The 20,494-nt window shown below is 70.6% G+C and carries 18 protein-coding genes and 1 tRNA gene; 8 read left to right on the top strand and 11 right to left on the bottom strand.

Going from position 1 to position 20,494, the window contains the following annotated elements; all coding sequences use genetic code 11:
* Position 1: 1 nt before the first annotated feature.
* Both AC07DC_RS36935 and AC07DC_RS36930 read right to left on the bottom strand, forming a co-directional pair.
* Complete coding sequence (locus tag AC07DC_RS36935; protein WP_478919025.1) at positions 2–2,314, bottom strand: molybdopterin oxidoreductase family protein; 2,313 nt, start codon at positions 2,312–2,314, stop codon at positions 2–4.
* Entirely contained in the window at positions 2,311–3,495 is a 1,185-nt protein-coding gene (locus tag AC07DC_RS36930) for an MFS transporter (RefSeq protein ID WP_478919024.1), read from the bottom strand. The genes AC07DC_RS36935 and AC07DC_RS36930 overlap by 4 nt, the downstream gene beginning before the upstream one ends.
* A gap of 180 nt (positions 3,496–3,675) precedes the next feature.
* Between AC07DC_RS36930 and AC07DC_RS36925 the strand changes: the two genes are divergently transcribed.
* Positions 3,676–4,836, top strand: coding sequence for a PLP-dependent cysteine synthase family protein (locus AC07DC_RS36925; RefSeq protein WP_478919023.1), 1,161 nt, complete (start codon positions 3,676–3,678; stop codon positions 4,834–4,836).
* Positions 4,837–4,903: 67 nt separating this feature from the next.
* On the opposite strand, the gene AC07DC_RS36920 is transcribed toward AC07DC_RS36925, so the two are convergent.
* Positions 4,904–5,383, bottom strand: a complete 480-nt coding sequence (locus tag AC07DC_RS36920) for a group III truncated hemoglobin (RefSeq protein ID WP_478919021.1) — start codon at positions 5,381–5,383, stop codon at positions 4,904–4,906.
* Positions 5,384–5,492: 109 nt separating this feature from the next.
* Here AC07DC_RS36920 and AC07DC_RS36915 point away from each other — a divergent pair, with 109 nt between their 5' ends.
* Both AC07DC_RS36915 and AC07DC_RS36910 read left to right on the top strand, forming a co-directional pair.
* Complete coding sequence (locus AC07DC_RS36915; RefSeq protein ID WP_478919019.1) at positions 5,493–6,668, top strand: low temperature requirement protein A; 1,176 nt, start codon at positions 5,493–5,495, stop codon at positions 6,666–6,668.
* 130 nt (positions 6,669–6,798) lie between these two features.
* Positions 6,799–7,521, top strand: coding sequence for a VC0807 family protein (locus AC07DC_RS36910; RefSeq protein WP_478919017.1), 723 nt, complete (start codon positions 6,799–6,801; stop codon positions 7,519–7,521).
* 62 nt (positions 7,522–7,583) lie between these two features.
* On the opposite strand, the gene AC07DC_RS36905 is transcribed toward AC07DC_RS36910, so the two are convergent.
* The 5 genes from AC07DC_RS36905 to AC07DC_RS36885 form a co-directional block, all read right to left on the bottom strand.
* On the bottom strand, positions 7,584–8,378 hold the full coding sequence (locus tag AC07DC_RS36905; RefSeq protein ID WP_478919016.1) for a VIT1/CCC1 transporter family protein: 795 nt from the start codon (positions 8,376–8,378) through the stop codon (positions 7,584–7,586).
* Between the two features lie 35 nt (positions 8,379–8,413).
* Positions 8,414–10,519 carry a PTS fructose transporter subunit IIABC gene (locus AC07DC_RS36900; protein ID WP_478919014.1) on the bottom strand — a complete coding sequence of 702 codons (2,106 nt, stop codon included), beginning with the start codon at positions 10,517–10,519 and terminating at the stop codon, positions 8,414–8,416.
* A 165-nt stretch (positions 10,520–10,684) separates the two neighbouring features.
* Positions 10,685–11,629, bottom strand: coding sequence for a 1-phosphofructokinase (gene pfkB, locus AC07DC_RS36895; RefSeq protein WP_478919012.1), 945 nt, complete (start codon positions 11,627–11,629; stop codon positions 10,685–10,687).
* A complete protein-coding gene (locus tag AC07DC_RS36890; protein ID WP_478919131.1) occupies positions 11,626–12,387 on the bottom strand; it encodes a DeoR/GlpR family DNA-binding transcription regulator in 762 nt (253 codons plus the stop codon). Before AC07DC_RS36890 ends, pfkB begins: the two co-directional genes overlap by 4 nt.
* A gap of 275 nt (positions 12,388–12,662) precedes the next feature.
* Positions 12,663–13,658 carry a sigma-70 family RNA polymerase sigma factor gene (locus AC07DC_RS36885; protein WP_478919011.1) on the bottom strand — a complete coding sequence of 332 codons (996 nt, stop codon included), beginning with the start codon at positions 13,656–13,658 and terminating at the stop codon, positions 12,663–12,665.
* Between the two features lie 513 nt (positions 13,659–14,171).
* Here AC07DC_RS36885 and AC07DC_RS36880 point away from each other — a divergent pair.
* A complete protein-coding gene (locus AC07DC_RS36880) occupies positions 14,172–15,368 on the top strand; it encodes a questin oxidase family protein (RefSeq protein WP_478919010.1) in 1,197 nt (398 codons plus the stop codon).
* 111 nt (positions 15,369–15,479) lie between these two features.
* Positions 15,480–16,109: a hypothetical protein gene (locus AC07DC_RS36875; protein ID WP_478919009.1), complete on the top strand. Its 630-nt coding sequence runs from the start codon at positions 15,480–15,482 to the stop codon at positions 16,107–16,109.
* Between the two features lie 132 nt (positions 16,110–16,241).
* On the opposite strand, the gene AC07DC_RS36870 is transcribed toward AC07DC_RS36875, so the two are convergent.
* Complete coding sequence (locus AC07DC_RS36870; RefSeq protein WP_478919008.1) at positions 16,242–17,759, bottom strand: MFS transporter; 1,518 nt, start codon at positions 17,757–17,759, stop codon at positions 16,242–16,244.
* A 67-nt stretch (positions 17,760–17,826) separates the two neighbouring features.
* Positions 17,827–18,471: a TetR/AcrR family transcriptional regulator gene (locus tag AC07DC_RS36865; protein WP_478919006.1), complete on the bottom strand. Its 645-nt coding sequence runs from the start codon at positions 18,469–18,471 to the stop codon at positions 17,827–17,829.
* A 265-nt stretch (positions 18,472–18,736) separates the two neighbouring features.
* On the opposite strand from AC07DC_RS36865, the gene AC07DC_RS36860 reads away from it, so the two are divergent.
* Positions 18,737–19,219 carry a MarR family winged helix-turn-helix transcriptional regulator gene (locus AC07DC_RS36860; protein WP_478919004.1) on the top strand — a complete coding sequence of 161 codons (483 nt, stop codon included), beginning with the start codon at positions 18,737–18,739 and terminating at the stop codon, positions 19,217–19,219.
* Between the two features lie 93 nt (positions 19,220–19,312).
* Here AC07DC_RS36860 and AC07DC_RS36855 read toward each other — a convergent pair whose 3' ends face one another.
* Positions 19,313–19,729 (bottom strand): organic hydroperoxide resistance protein, encoded by a 417-nt coding sequence (locus AC07DC_RS36855; protein ID WP_478919002.1) that lies wholly within the window; start codon positions 19,727–19,729, stop codon positions 19,313–19,315.
* A gap of 106 nt (positions 19,730–19,835) precedes the next feature.
* Between AC07DC_RS36855 and AC07DC_RS36850 the strand changes: the two genes are divergently transcribed.
* Both AC07DC_RS36850 and AC07DC_RS36845 read left to right on the top strand, forming a co-directional pair.
* The gene (locus AC07DC_RS36850; protein ID WP_478919000.1) at positions 19,836–20,321 is read left to right on the top strand and encodes a MarR family winged helix-turn-helix transcriptional regulator; all 486 of its coding nucleotides are present in this window, start codon (positions 19,836–19,838) and stop codon (positions 20,319–20,321) included.
* Positions 20,322–20,396: 75 nt separating this feature from the next.
* Positions 20,397–20,469: transfer RNA gene (locus AC07DC_RS36845), tRNA-Arg, on the top strand.
* The last annotated feature ends 25 nt before the right edge of the window (positions 20,470–20,494 follow it).

The raw sequence follows: 20,494 nt of genomic DNA, 5'->3' as shown, positions 1-20,494 counted from the left end.
ATCAGCTCCTTTCCGAGGTGCCCCGGCCCTGGGGGGCCGTGGGCGGGAAGGGTTCGGTGCGGGAGACCTGGGTCTCCGGATAGGCCTCACGACCGGGTGGGACCGGTGGTGCGGGGACCTCGTCGATCGCTTCCGCCGCCTCGATCCGGGCGGCGCAGACCTTGTACTCCGGGATCTTGGATCGGGGGTCCAGGGCATCGATGGTGAGCACGTTCGCCGCCGTGGGGGCGGGCCAGTGATAGGGGATGAAGACCGTGTCGGGACGGATCGATTCGACGACCAGCGCCGGGTACACGGTGCTGCCGCGCCGGGTGACCACCCGCACCGGATCGCCGTTGCGGAAACCGTGCGAGGGGTGCACCTCGACCCAGGGGCGCGGGGTCTGCTCGACGAGCGCGCCCAGCCGCCGGGTCTGGTTGCCGGACAGGAAGTGCGCGACGGTGCGTCCGGTGGTGAGCGACAGCGGGAACTCGTCGCTGTACGGGTCCATCGGCGGGTGCCACTCGACCACCTGCAGATGGATCCTGCCGTCCGCGTGGTACGTCCTGCCGTCCTCGAACAGCCGCGGGGTGCCCGGATGATCGGTGGACGGACAGGGCCACGCGATACCGCCGGTCTCCTCCAGCCGCTCGTAGGTGATGCCGTAGTAGTCGTTGACGGTGCCGGCCGACGCGATCCGCAGCTCGTCGAAGACCTCGCGGGAGCCGGGGAAGGCGAACTTGTCGCCCACGCCGAGCCGGCGGGCGATCTCGCACATCACCCAGGTGTCGGTCCGCACACCCGGCGGCGGGTCCTGTGCCTTGTTGTGCTTGACGACCCGCGCCTCGGCGTTGGCCATCACGCCCTCGTCCTCCGCCCAGGTGGTGACGGGGAAGACGACATGCGCGTTCTCGGCCGTCTCGGAGAGGAAGAAGTCCAGCTGGGCGTGGAACTCCAGCTTGTCGTAACCCTCCTTGACGACCTGGTGGTTCGGAAGGGAGACGAACGGGTTGTTGCAGGTGCCGATGAGGCCGCGGATCTCACCGCGCTGCATCTGGTACACCATCTCCATCATCGAGGTGCCGGCCTGCGGCAGATCGGCCTCCTCGATCCCCCAGATCTCGCAGATCTGCCGGCGGTGCTCCGGGTTCATGATCGAGCGCCCGCCGGGCAGCAGGTCGGCCTTCTGGCCGTGCTCGCGGCCGCCCTGCCCGTTGCCCTGGCCGGTGATGGTGCCGTAGCCGGCGCCGGGCCTGCCGATGTTCCCGGTGGCGGCGCACAGGTTGATGATGCTGAGGCAGCTCTCGACGCCCTGGCTGTGGTGCTCGACGCCGCGCGCGTGCCAGGCCATGGCGTTCCTGGCGCCGCCGAACAGCTGGGCCACCTGCTCGACATGGTCGACCGTCACCCCGCAGATCTCGGCGGCCCGCTCCGGCGGGTAGTCGGCGACGGTCTCGCGGACCTCGTCCCAGCCCGTGGCGTGTGCGGCGAGGTACTCCTCGTCGACGAGCCCCTCGCGGATCACCACGTGCAGCACCGCGTTGAAGAACGCGGAGTCGGTGCCCGGCCTGATCGGCACGTGCAGGTCGGCGGTGCGCGCGATCGGGGTCTCGCGCGGGTCGATGACGATCAGCTTCGCGCCCCGGTCCCGGGCGCCCCAGATGTACTGGGTCATGACGGGGAAGCACTCACCGACGTTCGAGCCGGCGATGAGCAGGCAGTCGCTCAGCAGGATGTCGGAGAACGGGTTGCCGGCCCGGTCGATGCCGAAGGCCAGCTTGTTGGCCCCGGCGGCGCTGACCATGCACAGCCGGCCGTTGTAGTCGACGTGCTTGGACCTCAGCGCGACCCGGGCGAACTTCCCCACCAGATAGGTCTTCTCGGAGAACAGGCTCGCGCCGCCGAGCATCCCGAAGGAGTCGTTGCCGGTCTCCTGCTGGATCCGGCGGATCTCGGAGACGGTGAAGTCCAGCGCCTCCTCCCAGCTCGCCTCGCGCAGCGGCTCGTCGAGCGAGCGTCGCATCAGCGGCGCCGTCAGCCGGTCGGGGTGGTTGACCTGCTGATAGGCGTTGATGCCCTTGGGGCACAGCCGCATCCGGTTGATGTCGTGGTTGCGCGGCTCGACGCCGAAGACCTTGCCGTGCCGGTCCACCCGCAGATACATCCCGCACTGCACTCCGCAGAAGCAGCAGTGCGTGGGCACGAGCGTCTCACCGTTCTGGTCGGCGTGCCACTTGTCGGCCGGGATGCCGCCCGCGTCCCGGAAGTTGCGGGTGCCGGGCGGCGCGATCGCCGGGTCGATCGGAAGGGGCGGCCTGGTCGGCGTGTCCGTCACTTGAAGCCCCGCTTCACATGGGAGAGATAGGCGCTGCCGCGCAGCGCCCGTTTGCAGCGCGGGCAGTACTCGGCCCACTCGTCGAAGCCGAGGTTCAGGTCGCGCATCGTGCCGCGCAGGTTCTCCACGTACGGCGCGGTGTCGATCGGCTCCTCGCAACGGCGGCAGTGGAAGACCTTCTCGTCCTGCCGGGCGGTGTACTTGAAGAGCTGCATGCCGACCGCGGCGGGGCGCTGCACGATGTGGAAGAACTTCCCGAACGGGATGTAGATGAGGGTGAAGACCACCGACACCATGTGCAGCAGGGCCAGGAACTCGTAGCCGCCGCCGTGCAGCAGCACGCTGGAGAAGGTCAGCAGCAGTCCGGTGACGGAGATCGTGATCAGCGCGATGAGCGGGACGAAGTCGTACGCGAAGCGCTGCCCGGTGATCGCGCCCCGGTCCTTCATCCGGCGCCACAGGAAGTAGCCGGCGCCCGGGATGACCAGCACCGCGGCGAGATCGAGGCCGTGGAACATCACCCAGCCGAAGAACGAAGCGGAGTCGTAGCCGAGGACCTTGAAGCCCCAGATCCGCATGTCGTAGCCGGGTCCTGAACCTCCCCCAGCTACCGCTGGGAGGGGCCCCCTGCCGGAGGTGAAGGTGAACCAGCCCCAGGTGAGCGGGAAAGTGATCAGGGCGGCCAGAATGCACCCCCAGAACATCAACTGGTGCGCGAGCCAACGGCCGTGCGAGCGGGCGCCGAGGAACTTCTGGAAGCCGAGATAGGTCACGACCATCTTCGGCAGCGCGGTGGGTGCCTTGCGGAAGTTCGCGCCGGAGAAGAAGCTGCGCCAACCCTGCTTGAACAGCCGCCGGGAGGCGGGCGCCGAGACCCAGACCGTGTAGCGGTAGGCGACGCCGAAGGCGAGGAAGATCGTGGCGACGGTGTACGGGATCAGCGCGGAGTCGAAGTCCTTGAGCCCCCGGCTGCCGAGCACGATGGCCGCGAGCAGCAGGAGCGAAACGGCCGTGGCGACGAGCGAGGCCCGGCCGGTGGCCGACCGGCCCGCGGTACCGGCACCCGCGGGCGGCGGCCCGGCCACGGCGGTGGCCGCGGCCGGAGCCTCAGCCGTAGGAGGTTCCGGCGGGGATGGCTGCACGGGCTGGCTCCGTTCGACTGCGCACGTGCCGGACGGCATGGCCCGGTCGCAGGCAATCTACGGACAAACAGTGCATAACGCAGTGATTGGCGCCCTTGTGGACTACAGGACGCCTGTCACCACTCCCCCACCCGGCCGGCCCTGGCTCCGCCCCCAAGGGTTCGCGGGGAGAAACCCCAAGCGCCGGTTTGGGACACCCCTGCCGCTATACCTGGGGTCATGGAACTCGACATCGACCGGCGTGACCCGGCGTACCGGAACTGGCTCAAGGACGCCGTCGGCAAGGTGCAGGCCGACGCCAACCGGTCCGCCGACACCCATCTGCTGTCGGTGCCGCTGCCGCCCGAGTGGGGCATCGACCTGTACCTGAAGGACGAGTCGACGCACCCGACCGGCTCGCTCAAGCACCGGCTGGCCCGCTCGCTGTTCCTGTACGGGCTGTGCAACGGCTGGATCCGTCCGGGCAAGCCAGTGATCGAGGCGTCCAGCGGTTCGACGGCGGTCTCCGAGGCGTACTTCGCGAAGCTGATCGGGGTGCCGTTCATCGCGGTCATGGCGAAGAGCACCGTGCGCTCCAAGATCGACCTGATCGAGTTCCACGGCGGCCGATGTCATCTCGTCGACGACCCCTGCGAGGTCTACGAGGTGGCGGTCCGGCTCGCGGCCGAATCGGGCGGCCACTACATGGACCAGTTCACGTACGCCGAGCGCGCCACCGACTGGCGCGGCAACAACAACATCGCCGACTCGATCTTCCGGCAGATGTCGGCGGAGCGGCATCCCGTGCCGGCCTGGATCGTCGCCACCGCCGGCACCGGCGGCACATCCGCCACCATCGCGCGCTACGTCCACTACACGCAGCAGGACACCGGGGTCTGTGTCGCCGACCCGGAGAACTCCGCCTTCTTCCCCAGTTGGCAGTCGGACGACCCGAACGTCGTCACCGACCGCGGCTCCCGTATCGAGGGCATCGGCCGCCAGCGCGTGGAGCCGAGCTTCGTGCCCGGCGCGATCGACCGCATGATGAGGGTGCCGGACGCCGCGTCCGTCGCCTGCGTCCGGGTGCTGGAACGGCTGCTGGGCCGTAAGGCCGGAGCCTCCACCGGCACCGGCCTGTGGGCCGCCTTCCGGATCATCTCCGACATGCGGGCGGCCGGCGAGCAGGGCAGCGTGGTGGGCCTGTTGTGCGATCCGGGCGAGCGGTACCTGGAGAAGTACTACTCGGACGGCTGGCTGGCCGAGCAGGGCATCGACATCACCCCGTTCACCGCGCGCATCGAGCACTTCCTCACAACGGGCGTGCTCAGCACGGCCGCATCCGGCACCGCCGAATCCAGCAGCGCCGCACCCGTCGGAGAGTCCGCCCCGCAGCCCGCCTGACGATCAGCCCGCCCGACGGTCAGGCTGCCTGACGGTCAGGCTGCCGGGCGCTGCGGCGCTCAGGACTTCAGGCCTCCGCGCGGAGCCGCACAGCGGCGAGCGGCACGAAACCGAGGCCGGTGGATCCTTCCGTGGAGACCTCGGAGCCCGACAACCGGCGCAGCATCGACAGCGCGATGCGTTCGCCCTGCGCCTTGGCACGGTCCGCGTTGGGGCCCGCGTACAGCCCGTCGACGGAGGCGCGCCACAGCTGGACCCAGCGGCCGAAGTGCTCGGCGGTCATCGGCCGGGTGTCGTGCAGGGCGGCGTGCGGCGCGAAGGCGTTGCCGCCGTAGTCGGCCGTACGGAGCAGGGCGCGTTCCCAGAAGTCGGTGATCCTGGGCAGGTGGGCCTCCAGGTCGAGGCCCGCGATCTCGGTGAAGTACGGGCCGATCAGCCCGTCGGCGAGCGCCGCCGCGTAGAACCGGCGCAGCAGCGTGCCGAGGTCGGCGCGGTCGGTGATGTCGGGCTTGGGGTCGGGCTTGGGGTCGGGCTTGGTGTCGGCCATGGTCCTTCCAGGGTCCGTGTGGGGCGGACCGGCCGCCAGGGCCGAAAGACCCGGATGCGGCAGCGTGCCATGGTGTTCCTCGCGCGGCTTCTGGCGCAAGGTGGCCTCCATGAGCAACCCCGCCGGCGCCGCGTTCCGCCGTATGACCGCCCGCAGCCGCGACGAGGCGCACCGGGCCTCGACGCCGCTCGAGCTCTTCTTCGACCTCTGCTTCGTGGTCGCGGTCGCCCAGGCGGGCGCCCGGCTGGTGCACGCGCTGGCCGCGGGGCACCCCGGCAACGGGGTCGTCGGCTACCTGCTGGTGTTCTTCGGCATCTGGTGGGCCTGGATGAACTTCTCCTGGTTCGCCTCCGCCTACGACACCGACGATGTGCTGTACCGGATCACCACCCTGGTGCAGATCACGGGTGTCCTGATCTTCGCCGCGGGCGTGCCGCGCGCCTTCGACAACAACGACTGGACGATCTCGGTGATCGGCTACTCGGTGATGCGACTGGCCCTCGCCACGCAGTGGCTGCGCGCCGCACGCGGCGAGAGCGGCGACGCGCGAGGCTGCGCGCTCCGTTACGCGCTCGGTGTCTCGGTCTGCCAGATCGGGTGGATCGGGCTGCTCTTCCTGCCCGAAGGCGCGAAGGTGTGGGCCTTCCTCTGCCTGATCGTCGCCGAGATGTCCGTGCCGTTGCTCGCCGAGCGCCGGCACCCGACGCCCTGGCACCCGCAGCACATCGCCGAGCGGTACGGCCTGTTCACCATCATCGTGCTCGGCGAGTCGATCGCCGCGGCGACAGTCGCCGTACAGTCCGCGCTCGACGAGCACGAGGCGGTGGCCGAGTTGCTGCCCATCGCGGGCGGCGGCCTGCTGATCGTCTTCTCGGCCTGGTGGATCTACTTCGCCGTCCCCATCGAGGAGCACCTGCTCTCCAACCGCGAGGCGATTCCCTGGGGTTACGGGCACTACGCCGTGTTCGTCTCCGCGGCGGCGATCGGCGCGGGCCTCGAAGTGGCCGTTGAGCAGAGCGTCGGGAAGGCGGAGATCTCGGTGCGGGCCGCCTCCGCCGCGGTGACAGTGCCGACCGCCGTCCTGTTCTTCACCGTCTGGCTGCTGCACTCCCGGCACTACAAGAGCGGCCTCACGCAGCAACTCGTGCTGCCGGTGGCCTCCTTGCTGGTCCTGGCCTGCACGTTCGGCGGGGAGTCGGCGGTTCTGCTGGCCGGCGTGGTGTCGGCGCTGACCGTCGCGGTCGGCATCACGCTGGCGCGTCACAACGTCTCCGGGCACGTCTGATCAAGGATGCGCAAAGTCCTTCCCACCCCATCCCCGCGACCGTACGATCTGCCCCGACGACCAGCCTGACCAGGCATTACGGCGTTACGGCGGCGCGGCGCCACGGCGTCACGGCAAGGGGGACCCCAACATGATCAAGACAGAGGTGGCGGGCGGGCCGAGCCGCGGCAGAGCGATGCTGATGAGTTGGGGCCCGACGGTCCTGTTCAGCATCATCCTGCCGTGGATCACCTACGGGATGCTGACGGACCACGGTGTCGCGCAGGTGCCCGCGCTGCTGATCATCTCCGGCTGGCCGGTGGTGGAGATGGTGCTGTACTTCGCGATCCACCGCCGCCTGGACGAGTTCAGCATCATGATCCTCGGCACTCTGCTGCTGAGCGCGGTCAGCGCGCTGGCCTACAACAGCACCAAGATGGTCTTCATCAAGGACTCGGCGCTGACCGGTCTGCTCGGACTGGCCTTCCTGGTCAGCCTGTTCGCGAAGCGGCCGCTGATCTTCTACTTCGGCCGCAAGTTCGCGACCGACGGCACCGACGCGGGCGTCACGGCCTGGAACGGCCTGTGGGACAAGTACGCCGGCTTCCGCAGCACCCAGCGCATGCTGACCGTGGTGTGGGGCGTCACCTTCCTCGTGGAGTCCGGCATCCGCATCGCTCTGACGTATGTGCTCTCCACCGACACGATGGTGGGCGTCTCCAGCGTGCTGCCGTTCGTCTTCACCGCCGGGCTGGTGTTCTACACGATCCGCACGGGCAGGAAGGGCGAGGCCAGGCGGGTGGCCGCGGAATCGGCAGAGGCCGCAGCAATGCCCGCCGCTCCGGCGCCCCCTGCTGCTCCGGTCGAAGCCTGAGGGTCCGCCGTCGCCACGGGCCACCCCGTTGCTCCTGAGGCTCGCTCTGGAGACTCGTTGCCTCAGAGGCCCGTGGCGCCGAGCAGTGATCCGGCCGCGTAAGTGACAGCCATCGCCGTCGCCCCGCCCGCCATGTTCCGCAGGACGGCGGGGCGGACCGGCGCGCTGCCCAGCCGCGCGCTCTCCCAGCCGCACAGCGCGAGCGCGATCAGCACCGCCACCACCGTGACGGACAGCCGCAGCGGCGGGGGCAGCAGCACGATCGCCAGCAGCGGCAGCAGCGCCCCGGCGGTGAACGCGGCGAAGCTCGCGGCCGCCGCATGCCAGGGGTTGGTCAGCTCGTCGGGGTTGATGCCCAGCTCGACCCGGGCATGCGCGCCGAGCGCGTCGCGTTCCGTGAGCTGCTCCGCGACCTCGCGGGCCAGCTCCCGTGTCAGCCCACGGTCCTCCAACAGGCCGGTGAGCTCGGCGAGTTCCGCCTTCGGCTCGGTGGCCAGCTCCTCGCGCTCCATGGCCAGGGCGGCCTGCTCGGAGTCGCGCTGGGTGCTCACCGAGACGTACTCCCCCGCCGCCATCGACAGGGATCCGGCCAGCAGCCCGGCCAGCCCGGCGGTCAGGATCGCCGGACGGGAGTCGGTGGCCCCTGCCACACCCACCACCAGCCCGGCCGTCGACACCACACCGTCGTTGGCTCCCAGCACCCCCGCCCGCAGCCAGTTCAGCCGGCTCGCGAGGCCGCCCTCGTGCGGCTCGCCGTGCTCCGCCGGGACGCCGCCACCCTTCCCGCCGCCGCCACCTCGCTCACCGCCGCCGTCCCGCTCACCGGTGTCTTCGCCGTTCTGCCCGCCGTCGCTCATGCCGCGAGGGTCTCACTCGCGGCGGCCGCGGGCGGTCAGGCGGCGACCGGTGTCCTGGCGTCGTCCGGCAGCGGCAGCGCAGCCTCCGGCTTGGCGGGCCTGCGCAGCCCCTTCAGCAGGACGACGAGTGCCGCTGTGACGACCGTGCCCGCCGCGACGGCGACCAGGTACAGCCACGGGTTACCGATCAGCGGCACCACGAAGATGCCGCCGTGCGGGGCGCGCAGTGTGCAGCCGAAGGCCATCGACAGGGCGCCGGTGACCGCGCCGCCCGCCATCGCCGAGGGGATGACGCGCAGTGGATCGGCCGCGGCGAACGGGATCGCGCCCTCCGTGATGAACGAGGCGCCCAGCACCCAGGCCGCCTTGCCGTTCTCGCGTTCCGTACGGGTGAACAGCCGCCCGCGGACGGTCGTCGCCAGTGCCAGGCCCAGCGGCGGCACCATGCCCGCCGCCATCACGCACGCCATGACCTTCAGGCTGCCGTCGTTCGGGTCGGCCAGACCGCCGACGGCGAAGGCGTACGCGACCTTGTTCAGCGGACCGCCCATGTCGAAGCACATCATCAGGCCGAGGACGATGCCGAGGATGATCGCGTTCGAGCCCGTCAGGCCGTTCAGCCAGTCGGTGAGCCGCTCCTGCAGCCAGGCGATCGGCTTGCCGACCACCAGGAACATCAGGAACCCCACCACCGCGGAGGCGATCAGTGGGATCACCACCACCGGCATGATGCCGCGCAGCACTGGTGGGATCGTGACCCGCTGGATCGCCATGACGACGGTGCCCGCGAGCAGACCGGCGACCAGGCCGCCGAGGAAGCCCGCGTTGATCGTCAGCGCGATGGCGCCGCCGACGATGCCGGGGACCAGCCCCGGCCGGTCCACCATCCCGAAGGCGATGTACCCGGCCAGGATCGGTACGAGGAACGTGAACGCGGTATCGCCGATCTGGAAGAGCAGCGCCGCCCAGCTCGCGCTCTCACTCCAGACGAAGTGCTCGGCGACGGAGGGCGCGGCGTTGATCTCGTACCCGCCGATCGCGAAGGCGAGCGCGATCAGCAGTCCGCCAGCGGCGACGAACGGCACCATGTAACTGACACCGGTCATCAGCCACTTGCGCAGCCGCGTACCGAACGCCTCTCCGGAGTCGGCGGACTCGACGGACTCGGCGGCCCTGCCGGACTCGCCGTGGTGTGCCGCGGCCGTCACCTCGCCGCGTTCCGCCTTGCCGCGCGCCTCGGCGATCAGCTCCGGCGCGCGGCTGACGCCCGCCTTCACCCCGACGTCCACCGTCGGCTTCCCCGCGAAGCGCTCCTTGTCGCGGACCTCGACGTCATGGGCGAGGATCACCGCGTCGGCGGCCTGGATCACCGCCTTCGGCAGCTTCTCGAAACCGGCCGACCCCTGGGTCTCCACCGTGATCTCCACACCCGCGTCCCGGGCGGCGTTCTCCAGGGACTCGGCCGCCATGTACGTGTGCGCGATGCCCGTCGGGCACGACGTCACCGCCACAACGCGGAACGGCCGCTCCCGCGGAACGCTCTCCGGCTCCGCGAGGACGGTTTCCGGCTCCGGGATGGCCGGCGCTATGGCTTGCGCCTCTGCCTCCGCCTCCGCCTCCGCTTCCGCCTCTGCAGGGGCGGGTTCCGTGGTCGCAGGTTCCGTGGTCGCAGGTTCCGCGGTCGCGGGATCCGTGGTCGCCGGCTCGCCCGCGATCAGGGCGGCGGCTGCCGCCGGGTCCTCGGCCGTGCGCAGGGCCGCCGTGAAGTCCGGGTCCATGAGGCGGCGGGCGAGGGCCGACAGGATCGTCAGGTGGTCGGTGTCGGCTCCGGCCGGGGCCGCGATGAGGAAGACCAGGTCGGCGGGGCCGTCCGGGGCACCGAAGTCGATACCGGTGGCGCTGCGGCCGAACGCGAGGGTCGGCTCGGCGACATGCGCGCTGCGGCAGTGCGGGATCCCGATGCCGCCGTCGAGACCGGTCGGCATCTGGGCTTCGCGCGCGGCCACGTCCGCGAGGAAGCCCTCCAGGTCGATGACGCGTCCCGCGGCCACCATCCGCTCGGCGAGCGAACGTGCCGCCGCTTCCTTGCTGTTGGCGGCCAGGTCGAGATCGACCAGCTCCGCGGTGATCATGGCACTCATCGCGCGGCTCCATTGCTCGCGTCCCCGCCCGGCGGGCGGAACGGACTGTGGGTGGAACGGGGTGGTGCGGCTGCTGCAGCTGCTGCGGCTGCTGCAGCTGCTGCGGCCGGCGGGCCGATCGCCGGCCCGGTGCCGGTCATGCCGGCTCCCGCGGCGGGCGGCCGGTCATGCCGGCTCCCGCAGCAGGCGGGAGAGGGGGACGTCCGCGGTGACGGTGACCGCCGACAGGTCGAGATCCGCCGGCGCCGGCATGACGCTGCCCGGCAGCTGCACGGCGGCCGCCCCGTGGGCGACGGCCGAGGCGAGAGCCGCCTCCCCGTCGCCGCCCGCGGCGAGGAACCCCGCCAACGAGGCGTCCCCGGCCCCGACGTTGCTGCGTACCACCGCGACCCGCGCATGACCGAAGTACGTGCCGGAGTCGTCGACGAGCAGCTGGCCGTCCGCGCCGAGGCTGGCGAGCACCGCCCGCGCGCCCAGCGCGCGCAGTTCTTCCGCCGCCTTCGCCACGTCACCGACCGTCGTGAGCGGCCGGCCGACGGCCGCGGCCAGCTCCTCGGCGTTGGGCTTGACGACGTCGGGGCGCATCGCGAGCGCGGCCGGCAGCCAGGGGCCCGAGGTGTCGAGGGCGACGCGGGCGCCCGCCCGGTGCGCGCGGGCGACGAGTTCGGCGTACCACTCGGGCGGCAGCCCGCGCGGGAGGCTGCCGCAGCAGGCGATCCAGCGGGCTTGGGCGGACCGGGCGCCGACCGCGTCCAGCAGCGCCTCGGACTCGGCGCCGGTGAGCGTGGGCCCGGTCGCGTTGAGCTTGGTCAGGGTCCCGTCCGGCTCGGCGATCGAGACATTGACGCGGGTCGAGCCGGCGATGCCGACTCCCGCGACCTCGATGCCCTGCTCCTCCAGCAACCGGCCGAGCAGCGCACCCTCGGGACCGCCTATCGGCAGCACGGCGACCGTCCGCCGCCCGGCGGCGGCCACCGCGCGCGAGACGTTGACGCCCTTGCCGCCGGGGTCGACCCGGTCGGCGGTGGCCCGCAGCACGGCTCCGCGTTCGAGCGCGGGGATCTCGTACGTACGGTCCAGGCTCGGATTCGGAGTGACGGTCACGATCATGCGCGTACTACTTCCGTGCCCGCGCTCTCGATCGCGCGGGCTGCCTCGGGGCTGAGTCCCTGGTCGGTGATGAGCAGGTCGACATGGGAGAGGTCCCCGAAGCGTGCGAAGTTCCGTTGTCCGTACTTCGAGGAGTCGGCGAGCAGCACGACGCGCCGCGCGGCGGCGATCATCGCCCGCTTCACGGCGGCTTCCGCGAGGTCGGGGGTGGTGAGTCCGCCGTCGGCGGAGAAGCCGTTCGCGGCGAGGAAGAGCACGTCGGCGTGGATCTCGCTGTAGGCGCGCAGCGCCCACGCGTCCACGGCGGCGCGGGTGCGATGCCGGAGCCGGCCGCCGACGAGGTGGAGGGTGAGGTCCGGGTACTCCGACAGGCGCGCGGCGATCGGCAGGGCGTGCGTCACCACGGTGAGCCGCGAGTCGAGCGGGAGGACGGCGGCGAGCCGGGCCGCGGTGCTGCCCGCGTCGATGACGACGCTGCCCTCGGCGGGCAGTTCGGCCAGTGCGGCGCGCGCGATCCGGTCCTTCTCGTCGGCCGCCGTCGCCTCGCGCTCGGCGAGGTCCGGCTCGAAGTCGAGCCGTCCGGCCGGTATGGCGCCACCGTGCACGCGCTGGATCAGTCCGGCCCGGTCGAGCGCCTTGAGGTCGCGGCGGATCGTCTCCGGCGTGACGTCGAACTCCTCGGCGAGCGAGGGGACATCGACGCTTCCGAGATCGCGGGCCCGCCGCAGGATCTCTTGCTGCCGCTCCGGGGCGTACATGTGGTTCTGCCTCCGCCTCATGCCCGAGTGTGTTGCTATGCCGTCACCGTACCGATGGGTCGGCGGAAAGTAAACACAAACGGGCATGGGGCGGATTCATTCGGACGTCACGTGCATGTTCGGACGTCAGGTGCATGCTCGCGCCGCGTCACGTGAATGCTCGCGCCGCGGTGGGCGGGATCGCCGGCCCGCGTCCGGACATGGCCGAACCCCGGCGCGGGGGGGGTTGCGCCGAGGTTCGGGTCCAGGGGCGGCGGGGACGGACCCCGCCGCGGTCAGGCGGCCTCGTACTCCAGGCCCGTGTCGCGGGCCATGCGCTTGAGGTCGGCCAGGGCGTGCTTCTCGATCTGCCGGATGCGCTCACGGGTCAGACCGTGCTGCTTGCCGACCTCGGTCAGCGTCCGCTCGCGGCCGTCCTCGATACCGTACCGGGACCTGATGATCGATGCGGTGCGCTCGTCGAGCCTGCCGATGAGCTCTTCCAACTCCTCGCGGCGCAGCATGACGAGCACGGACTGCTCGGGAGAGGCGGCGGCGCCGTCCTCCACGAGATCCCCGAACTCGGTCTCGCCGTCCGCGTCCACGGACATGTTCAGACTGACCGGGTCACGGGCCCAGTCGAGCACGTCATGCACGCGGGACGGCGTCGAGTCCAGCTCGGCGGCGATCTCCTCGTGCTCCGGGTCGCGCCCGTGCTCACGGTTGAACTCCCGCTGCACACGCCGGATCCGGCCCAGCTCCTCCACCAGATGGACGGGGAGCCGGATGGTGCGGGACTGGTCGGCGATGGAACGGGTGATGGCCTGGCGGATCCACCAGGTCGCGTACGTGGAGAACTTGAAGCCCTTGGCGTAGTCGAACTTCTCGACAGCACGCACCAGGCCCGCGTTCCCCTCCTGGATCAGGTCGAGCAGCGGGAGACCGCTGCGCGGGTAACGGCGGGCGACCGCTACGACGAGGCGCAGATTGGAACGGATGAAGACGTCCTTGGCGCGGTCGCCGATGGCGACGAGCGCCTCCAGCTCCTCGCGGTCGGCACCGGCCCCGGCACCTTCGACGAGCTGGTTGTCGCCGGAGAGGATGCGCTCGGCGTAGACGCCGGCCTCGATCTCCCGTGACAGTTCGACTTCCTGCGCGGCGTCGAGCAGCGGAGTACGCGCGATCTCGTCGAGGTACATCCCGACGAGGTCACGGTCTGCCACTTCCCCGCCAACGGCGCGGACGCTGCTGCTCCCGCCTGCGGAACGACGGGCGACGGCACGGGTTGCCATGCGTGCTCCCTTGCGAAGGTTCGGTCGGGTGTCGGTTGGAGCGGGACTCTTGATGCTGCCTCTCGGCTGCCCGCTCTGATCTGGATAACGACTGGAATCCGGACACAATTCCCATGTCGATCACTGATTTTCGCGATCTTGCAGTACCCTGTGCCGCCACACAGGGAGGCGGGGCGGTTCGGGTCTCCGGGAAGGCCAGGTCAGGACCGGTCACCAGGCACTTCGCGGCCCTGGCCGGATCTCCGCGGCCCCTGCACCCGTGAGACGCCGCTCACATGGCTGCCCGCCTGGCTGCCCACATCACCGCTGACATCAGCGGCCGGCATCCGGTGTCGGGGTCCCGCCTCCCGGGCACCGTCGCCCTGGCTGCTCTCCTACCCGGAAGACGGCCCGTACCGCTTTTTGGTTGCCCAAACGGGCAAAGAAGCCCTCGAATCGGTTCCGGCCCCAGGTCCCAGGTCCTAGGTCCCCAGCCCGTTACGTCCCGCCGCACCCAGGCCTACCGTCGGCCCCATGGATCCCAGGCGCGCGACAGACACGACCGGCACACCGGACACCACCGGCATCCTCGACGAGGCCCTCCAACGGCTGCACTCCACCGGCCCGGAATTCCACGGCTGGCTGACGAACCACGGACCGATGGCCGTCGAGGCCCTGGTCCGGGGCGGCCACGCCGCCGACGTCCACCGCTGGCTCGACCACTACCGCACCAAACTGGAGGATCCGCCGCGCCCCACCGAGCCGATCACCGGCACCGGCTGGCAGGAGGCGCTCGGCGATCCGCGCCGGGCGGCCGACTGGACGGAGTACTTCGTCCGCGAGACGAACGAGCGCCCGTGGCGCGACGTGCTGACGGAATGGTGGCCGCGGCTGCTCCCCGGGATCGCCGCCGGCGCCACCCACCCGGTGATCCGCGTCGGCCACGCCGTACGCACCCTGCTGGCCGACGAGGCGAACGAGGCGAGCGAGGCCGGGGCCGGCGCCGACGAGGCCGGCGCGGTGGACGGGGCCGACCGGGCCGACGGGAACGGGCGCCCGACCAAGCCCGCGGCAGGCGGCCCCCGTATCGCCGAACTCGCCCACGGGCTCGGCTACTGGGCAGCCCGCAGCCTCCCGACACCCGGCCTCGCGGCGCTGTCCGGCACGGCCGGCCCAGCCGCGGCCCTGGACGGCGTCCCGCCCATAGCAGGCCAGGGGGCGGGGTACCGGGACGGCATCGCCCTGCTGGCCGGGACCCCGGGCTGGACGGCGGCCAGCGCGTCGCTCCGCCCGCCCGCCACCCCGGACGAGGCCCACGAACTCCTCCGCGAGCTGGTCAGAGCGGCCACGTACCGCTACGCGGCCTACGGCCACCAGAGCCCGGTCATGCTGGTGCACGCCGCGACCGCGCCCAACGCCGTACTGCGCACCCTCCCCGCGCTGCCGCCCGAGCTGTGGGTGCCGAGCCTGGGCGCGGCCTGGGCGGCGAGCGCGGCGGTGACGGCGCTGTACTCGCCCACCGCGCCCACGCCCGCCTCCGAACTGCCCGAGCCCCCGGCCGGATCCGTGGCCGACGCCTCCGAGGAGCTCTTCGCGCGGGCCGCCCGGCACGGCGACGAGCACGCCGTGAAGTTCGCCGACACCGCGCTGGACGTGGCCGCGGCCACCGGCAGCACGCAGGCCCTGGTGGCGGCCGTCCGAGCGACCGAGCTGATCGAGCCGGCCCTGTAGAACCGGGCTGGCGGGGGTGTCCGGAGTCCGCTCCGGGCACCCCCTCCTTTCGTTTACGCTCGACGGCGCCAAGCGCTCGCGCCCGATCAGCTGAACGGAAGCCCACACACCATGCTCGTACGCCGCCTGCTGATCGGATCGGCCGCCCTGGCCGGCGCCGTCACCCTCGCCGCCTGCGGTTCCGGGGACGACGGCGCGAAGCCCGCCGCCACCACCTCCGCCCCGGCCTCCGCCAGCGCACCCGCCACCGCACCGGCCACCGCACCCGCCGCTGCCGCTACCTGGCCGGCGCCCGCCGACGCCTCCGCCCGCGCCAAGGCGGCGGGACTGCCGATGCTCGGCGCCGAGGGCCAGGTGCTGCACATCCACAGCCACCTGGACGTACTGGTCGACGGCAAGCCCGTGGCGGTGCCCGCCGATATCGGCATCGACCTGGTCCAGCAGAAGATCAGCCCGCTGCACACCCATGACACGACCGGCATCGTCCACATCGAGTCGCCGGTCCAGGCCGACTTCACCCTCGGCCAGTTCATGACCGAGTGGAACGTGCCGCTCACCAAGGACAGCCTCGGCGACCTGAAGACGGGCGGCGGCAAGGAACTGCACGTCTACGTCAACGGCAAGGAGCAGAGCGGCGATCCGGCCGCCATCAACCTCAGCGCCCACGCGGAGATCGCCATCGTCTACGGCAAGCCCGGACCGAAGGTCCCGTCGACCTACACCTGGCCCGCGGGCGTCTGAGCCGGTGAGGGTCTGACAGCAAAGCAAGGGCCCCGCCTCCGAATTCCGGAGGCGGGGCCCTTGCTTTGCTGGTTCTACCTTGCTGGTTCTACCTTGCTGGTTCTCCGCGTACTCAGTACGCAGGGAGCCTGATCAGTGAACGACGACCGGGATCGGCAGCCCCTCGGCCATCTCGTCCTCCAGGCTCTGGCCGGAGACCTCGCTGCCGGGGACGCCGGTGTTGATGAACGTCGCCGCGATCAGAGCCGCGAGCACCAGTGCGCCGAAGGCCCACCAGATCGCGACGGAGAAGCCGTGCACAGCCGCCTGGTGACCGAACTCCACCTTGCCGACCTTCCCGGCGGTCGCCAGGTTGGCAGCGGCCCAGGTGGTGGTGGCGCTGGCCGCGATGGTGTTCAGCAGAGCGGTGCCGATGGAACCGCCGACCTGCTGCGAGGTGTTGACCATCGCGGAGGCGATACCCGAGTCGCGCGGCTGGACGCCGTGCGTCGCCAGGCTCATCGCCGGCATGAAGGCCGAACCCATGCCGAGACCCATCAGGACCAGGCCGGGCAGGACGATGCCCACGTAGTTCGCTTCGGGCTTGATCTGGGTGAGGATCAGCATGCCCACGGAGGCGACCAGGAAGCCCGGTGCCATCAGCAGGCGCGGCGGCACGCGGAGCATGAGCCGGGCGCCGATCTGCGTGGAGCCGACGATCATGCCCGCGACCATGGGCAGGAACGCGAAGCCGGACTTCATCGCCGAGTAGCCCAGGATGTTCTGCAGGTAGAACGTCAGGAACAGGAACAGACCGAACATGCCGATGATCGCGATACCGAGCGACAGGTAGACGCCGCCACGGTTGCGGTCGGCGATGACGCGCAGCGGGAGCAGCGGCGCCTTCGCCCGGGCCTCGTAGAACACGAACGCGGCGAGCAGCACCACGGACGCGATCAGCAGGGCGATCGTCTTGCCGGAGGTCCAGCCGTCCTCGGCCGCGACGGTGAAGCCGTAGACCAGCGAGACCAGACCCAGGGTGGAGAGGATCACGCCGGGGATGTCGAGGCGGTTGGGGTTGCGCGAACCGGCCGGCTCGTGCACCACGAGGTAGGCGCCGATGGCGGCGATGACCGCGAAGGCGATGTTGACGAAGAGCGTCCAGCGCCAGTTGAGGAACTCGGTGAGCACACCGCCGAGGATCAGACCGACGGCGGCGCCGGCACCTGCGATGGCACCGTAGACACCGAACGCCTTGGCACGTTCCTTGGCGTCGGTGAAGAGCACCGCGAGCAGCGACAGGGCGGCCGGCGCGAGCAGTGCGCCGAACGCACCCTGCAGGGCGCGGGCGCCGAGCAGCATGCCGGTGTTGACGGCCGCGCCACCGATCGCGGACGCGGCGGCGAAGCCGAGCAGTCCGACGATGAAGGCGTTCTTACGGCCGAACAGGTCGGAGATACGGCCACCGAAGAGGAGCAGTCCACCGAAGGCGAGGCTGTAGGCCGTGATGACCCACTGCTTGTTGGCATCCGAGATGCCGAGGTCGGTCTGGGCGGAGGGAAGGGCGATGTTCACGATGGTCGCGTCGAGCACGACCATCAGCTGAGCGATCGCGATGAATATGAGAGCTTTCCAGCGCCGGGGATCCGGCTGCTGGACCGCTTTGGACATAGAAGGCATAGCTGTTCTCACTAAGGGGTGCGGAGGGGCATGAAATGGGGACGTTTGTGGGAATTCGTCAGCGCTGCTGCTGCAGGTCCTCCAACGTCACGGCGGCGCCCGGCAGCGCGGATCGCGCCGGGGCGCGCAGCCCATCAAGGAAGATCTGCAGGTGACGATGCACGAACCTGTCCATGTCCATGCACGCCTTACCGGGCAGCGGTCGCGTGAGCTGTGTGATCGCGACCATGAGGTCACCGACGGCAATGTCGGTGCGGAGTTGGCCAGAGCATCGCGCTCTGTCCATTATGTCCTCGATCGAGCGATTCAACCGGTCGCGAGCCGCGAAGATCGCCGGATCGTTCCCGTCGAAGGCCTCGGACAGCATCGGACACAGGGCGCCGACCCGGTCCTCCGCCGATTCGAAGACGAAGCGCCGCAGCGCCTCGAAGGCATCGGGCTCCTGTACGACCGCCGCCTCGGTCCGTTCGGTGATCCGCGCCATGACCGACAGGACCACCTCCCGGACGAGTTCGGCCCGGTCCGCGAAGTGTCGGTAGAGCGTGGCATTGCCGACCCCGGCGCGGCGGGCGACCTCGTCGAGCGGGACCTCGGCCCCGTGTTCGACGAAGGCTTCGCGCGCGGCGGCGACGATCCGCTCCCGGTTGCGCGAGGCATCGGCCCGCAACCGGGGGGAACGCGACTTCACGGCACTGCCGACCACCGGACACTCCTTCTGACTTCTGGCCCTCTGACCTTCGGGCCTTCCGACCTTCTGGTCTTCGGGCCTTCCGGCCTTCTGGCGAAAGCTGGTGTGAAGCGGGGATTCACTCCCCGCTTCGCTCTGACACCAGACTAAACGGGGAGATGGTCCCCGGATATTTCGGGTCCCCGGTGTGACCTGCGGCACATTGCGAATCGACGTCCACGATGAGGCATTCGACCAGGCAGGGAACGCTTTCATTGAATCTTCAAGAAGTGGACGTAGGATGGACAGCATGAAATGGCTGACCGAAGAAGAGCAGGCCGCCTGGCGCGCGTATGTGCACGCCACGACGCTCCTGGAGGACCATCTCGACCGGCAGCTCCAGCGCGACGCCGGCATGCCGCACATGTACTACGCGCTGCTGACCACCCTCTCCGACGCCCCGACTCGCCGGATGCGGATGACCGAACTGGCGCAGCAGACGAAGATCACCCGTTCCCGGCTCTCGCACGCCGTCACCCGGCTGGAGAAGAACGGCTGGATCGCCCGCGAGGACTGCCCTTCCGACCGCCGCGGCCAGATGGCCGTGCTCACCGACGAGGGGTACGCGGTGCTGGTGCGGACCGCCCCCGGGCACGTCACGGCCGTCCGCTCGGCGATCTTCGACCGGCTCTCCCCCGAGCAGGTGCAGCAGCTCGGCGAGATCTCCCGCATCATCGCCGAAGGCCTGCAACCAGAAGGCGCCGACCTGCCCTGGCTGCGCTGAGCCAGGGCCGATCGGCGCCACGGAAAACCGTTCTGGGCGGGAATCACTCCCGCCGGAAACCACTACAAGAACTCGACCACCTCGACCGCTCGACTACTCCACAACGATCTCGACGGCGATGTTCCCGTTGGTCGCCTTCGAGTACGGGCACACGCCGTGCGCCTGCTCGACGAGCTTGCGGCCGATCTCGCCCTCCAGCTCCGTCGGGAGCTCCACCCGCAGCGTGACGGCGAGCGAGAAGCCGCCGTTCGCCACGTCTGCGCCTATGCCGACCTCGGCGGTCACCGAGACGTCCTTGGTGTCGACCTTCGCCTCACGCCCCACCAGCCCGAGCGCGCTGGAGAAGCACGCCGCGTAACCGGCCGCGAAGAGCTGCTCGGGGTTGGTGCCCTTGCCGTTCCCGCCGAGCGCCGGCGGCATGGCCAGCTGCAGGTCCAGCTGACCGTCCGAGCTCACGGCCCGGCCGTCGCGTCCATTGGCCGTGGCCACAGCGGTGTACAGCGCACTCATCGGAACCATCCCTCTCCACACTTCACGGCCCGGTTGCCCCGGGCCGCCCTCGGCACTACTAGAGCACACAACTGAATTGTGCACAACTAAAGGGTACGCTTGATACATGAGGACGATCGAGCCGGCACCCGCGGAATACCTGCGACTGGACAACCAGATCTGCTTCGCCCTGCACGCCGCGTCCAGGGCGTTCGGCACCCTCTACCGGACGGCGCTGCGCGATCTCGGCCTGACGTACCCCCAGTACCTGGTGATGCTCGTCCTGTGGGAACACGGCGACCTGCCCGTCAAAAAGATCGGCGAGCACCTGCGCCTCGACTCCGGCACCCTCTCCCCGCTCCTGAAGCGCCTGGAGACCGCCGGCCTCGTCCAGCGCGAGCGCAGCGCCCAGGACGAGCGCTCCGTCACCGTCCGCCTCACCACCGCGGGCGACACCCTGCGCGAGCGCGCCCAACGGGTCCCGGAGCAGATCGCGTCGGCCACCGGCCTCACCCTCACCGACCTGACCGACCTGCGCACCCGCCTCCACCACCTCACCGCCACCCTCGACGCGGCCGGCCCCGACACATCCGCCGACCCCGCCCCCGAATAACCCACCACCCGACACCGCGACCACCGGTACCCGCCAGCGCCGAGCGCCCCGAATCCGCTAACCTGTCCTCACCCCGCCCCAGTAGCTCAGGGGATAGAGCACAGCTCTCCTAAAGCTGGTGTCGCAGGTTCGAATCCTGCCTGGGGCACACCCGCGTCAGCGGCACATGACGC

The organism is Streptomyces sp. NPDC045021, from assembly GCF_056432645.1.
Note: the sequence above shows the minus strand (reverse complement) of the source record. Positions and strands in the feature narration are given on the sequence as shown.

What these genes read in the sequence shown, in the direction of transcription:
- AC07DC_RS36930 (WP_478919024.1), bottom strand. Translation starts at nt 3,495, where the DNA reads ATGCCGTCCGGCACGTGCGCAGTCGAACGGAGCCAGCCCGTGCAGCCA.
- AC07DC_RS36925 (WP_478919023.1), top strand. Translation starts at nt 3,676, where the DNA reads ATGGAACTCGACATCGACCGGCGTGACCCGGCGTACCGGAACTGGCTC.
- AC07DC_RS36920 (WP_478919021.1), bottom strand. Translation starts at nt 5,383, where the DNA reads ATGGCCGACACCAAGCCCGACCCCAAGCCCGACCCCAAGCCCGACATC.
- AC07DC_RS36915 (WP_478919019.1), top strand. Translation starts at nt 5,493, where the DNA reads ATGAGCAACCCCGCCGGCGCCGCGTTCCGCCGTATGACCGCCCGCAGC.
- AC07DC_RS36910 (WP_478919017.1), top strand. Translation starts at nt 6,799, where the DNA reads ATGATCAAGACAGAGGTGGCGGGCGGGCCGAGCCGCGGCAGAGCGATG.
- AC07DC_RS36905 (WP_478919016.1), bottom strand. Translation starts at nt 8,378, where the DNA reads ATGAGCGACGGCGGGCAGAACGGCGAAGACACCGGTGAGCGGGACGGC.
- AC07DC_RS36900 (WP_478919014.1), bottom strand. Translation starts at nt 10,519, where the DNA reads ATGAGTGCCATGATCACCGCGGAGCTGGTCGATCTCGACCTGGCCGCC.
- pfkB (WP_478919012.1), bottom strand. Translation starts at nt 11,629, where the DNA reads ATGATCGTGACCGTCACTCCGAATCCGAGCCTGGACCGTACGTACGAG.
- AC07DC_RS36890 (WP_478919131.1), bottom strand. Translation starts at nt 12,387, where the DNA reads ATGTACGCCCCGGAGCGGCAGCAAGAGATCCTGCGGCGGGCCCGCGAT.
- AC07DC_RS36885 (WP_478919011.1), bottom strand. Translation starts at nt 13,658, where the DNA reads ATGGCAACCCGTGCCGTCGCCCGTCGTTCCGCAGGCGGGAGCAGCAGC.
- AC07DC_RS36880 (WP_478919010.1), top strand. Translation starts at nt 14,172, where the DNA reads ATGGATCCCAGGCGCGCGACAGACACGACCGGCACACCGGACACCACC.
- AC07DC_RS36875 (WP_478919009.1), top strand. Translation starts at nt 15,480, where the DNA reads ATGCTCGTACGCCGCCTGCTGATCGGATCGGCCGCCCTGGCCGGCGCC.
- AC07DC_RS36870 (WP_478919008.1), bottom strand. Translation starts at nt 17,759, where the DNA reads ATGTCCAAAGCGGTCCAGCAGCCGGATCCCCGGCGCTGGAAAGCTCTC.
- AC07DC_RS36860 (WP_478919004.1), top strand. Translation starts at nt 18,737, where the DNA reads ATGGACAGCATGAAATGGCTGACCGAAGAAGAGCAGGCCGCCTGGCGC.
- AC07DC_RS36855 (WP_478919002.1), bottom strand. Translation starts at nt 19,729, where the DNA reads ATGAGTGCGCTGTACACCGCTGTGGCCACGGCCAATGGACGCGACGGC.
- AC07DC_RS36850 (WP_478919000.1), top strand. Translation starts at nt 19,836, where the DNA reads ATGAGGACGATCGAGCCGGCACCCGCGGAATACCTGCGACTGGACAAC.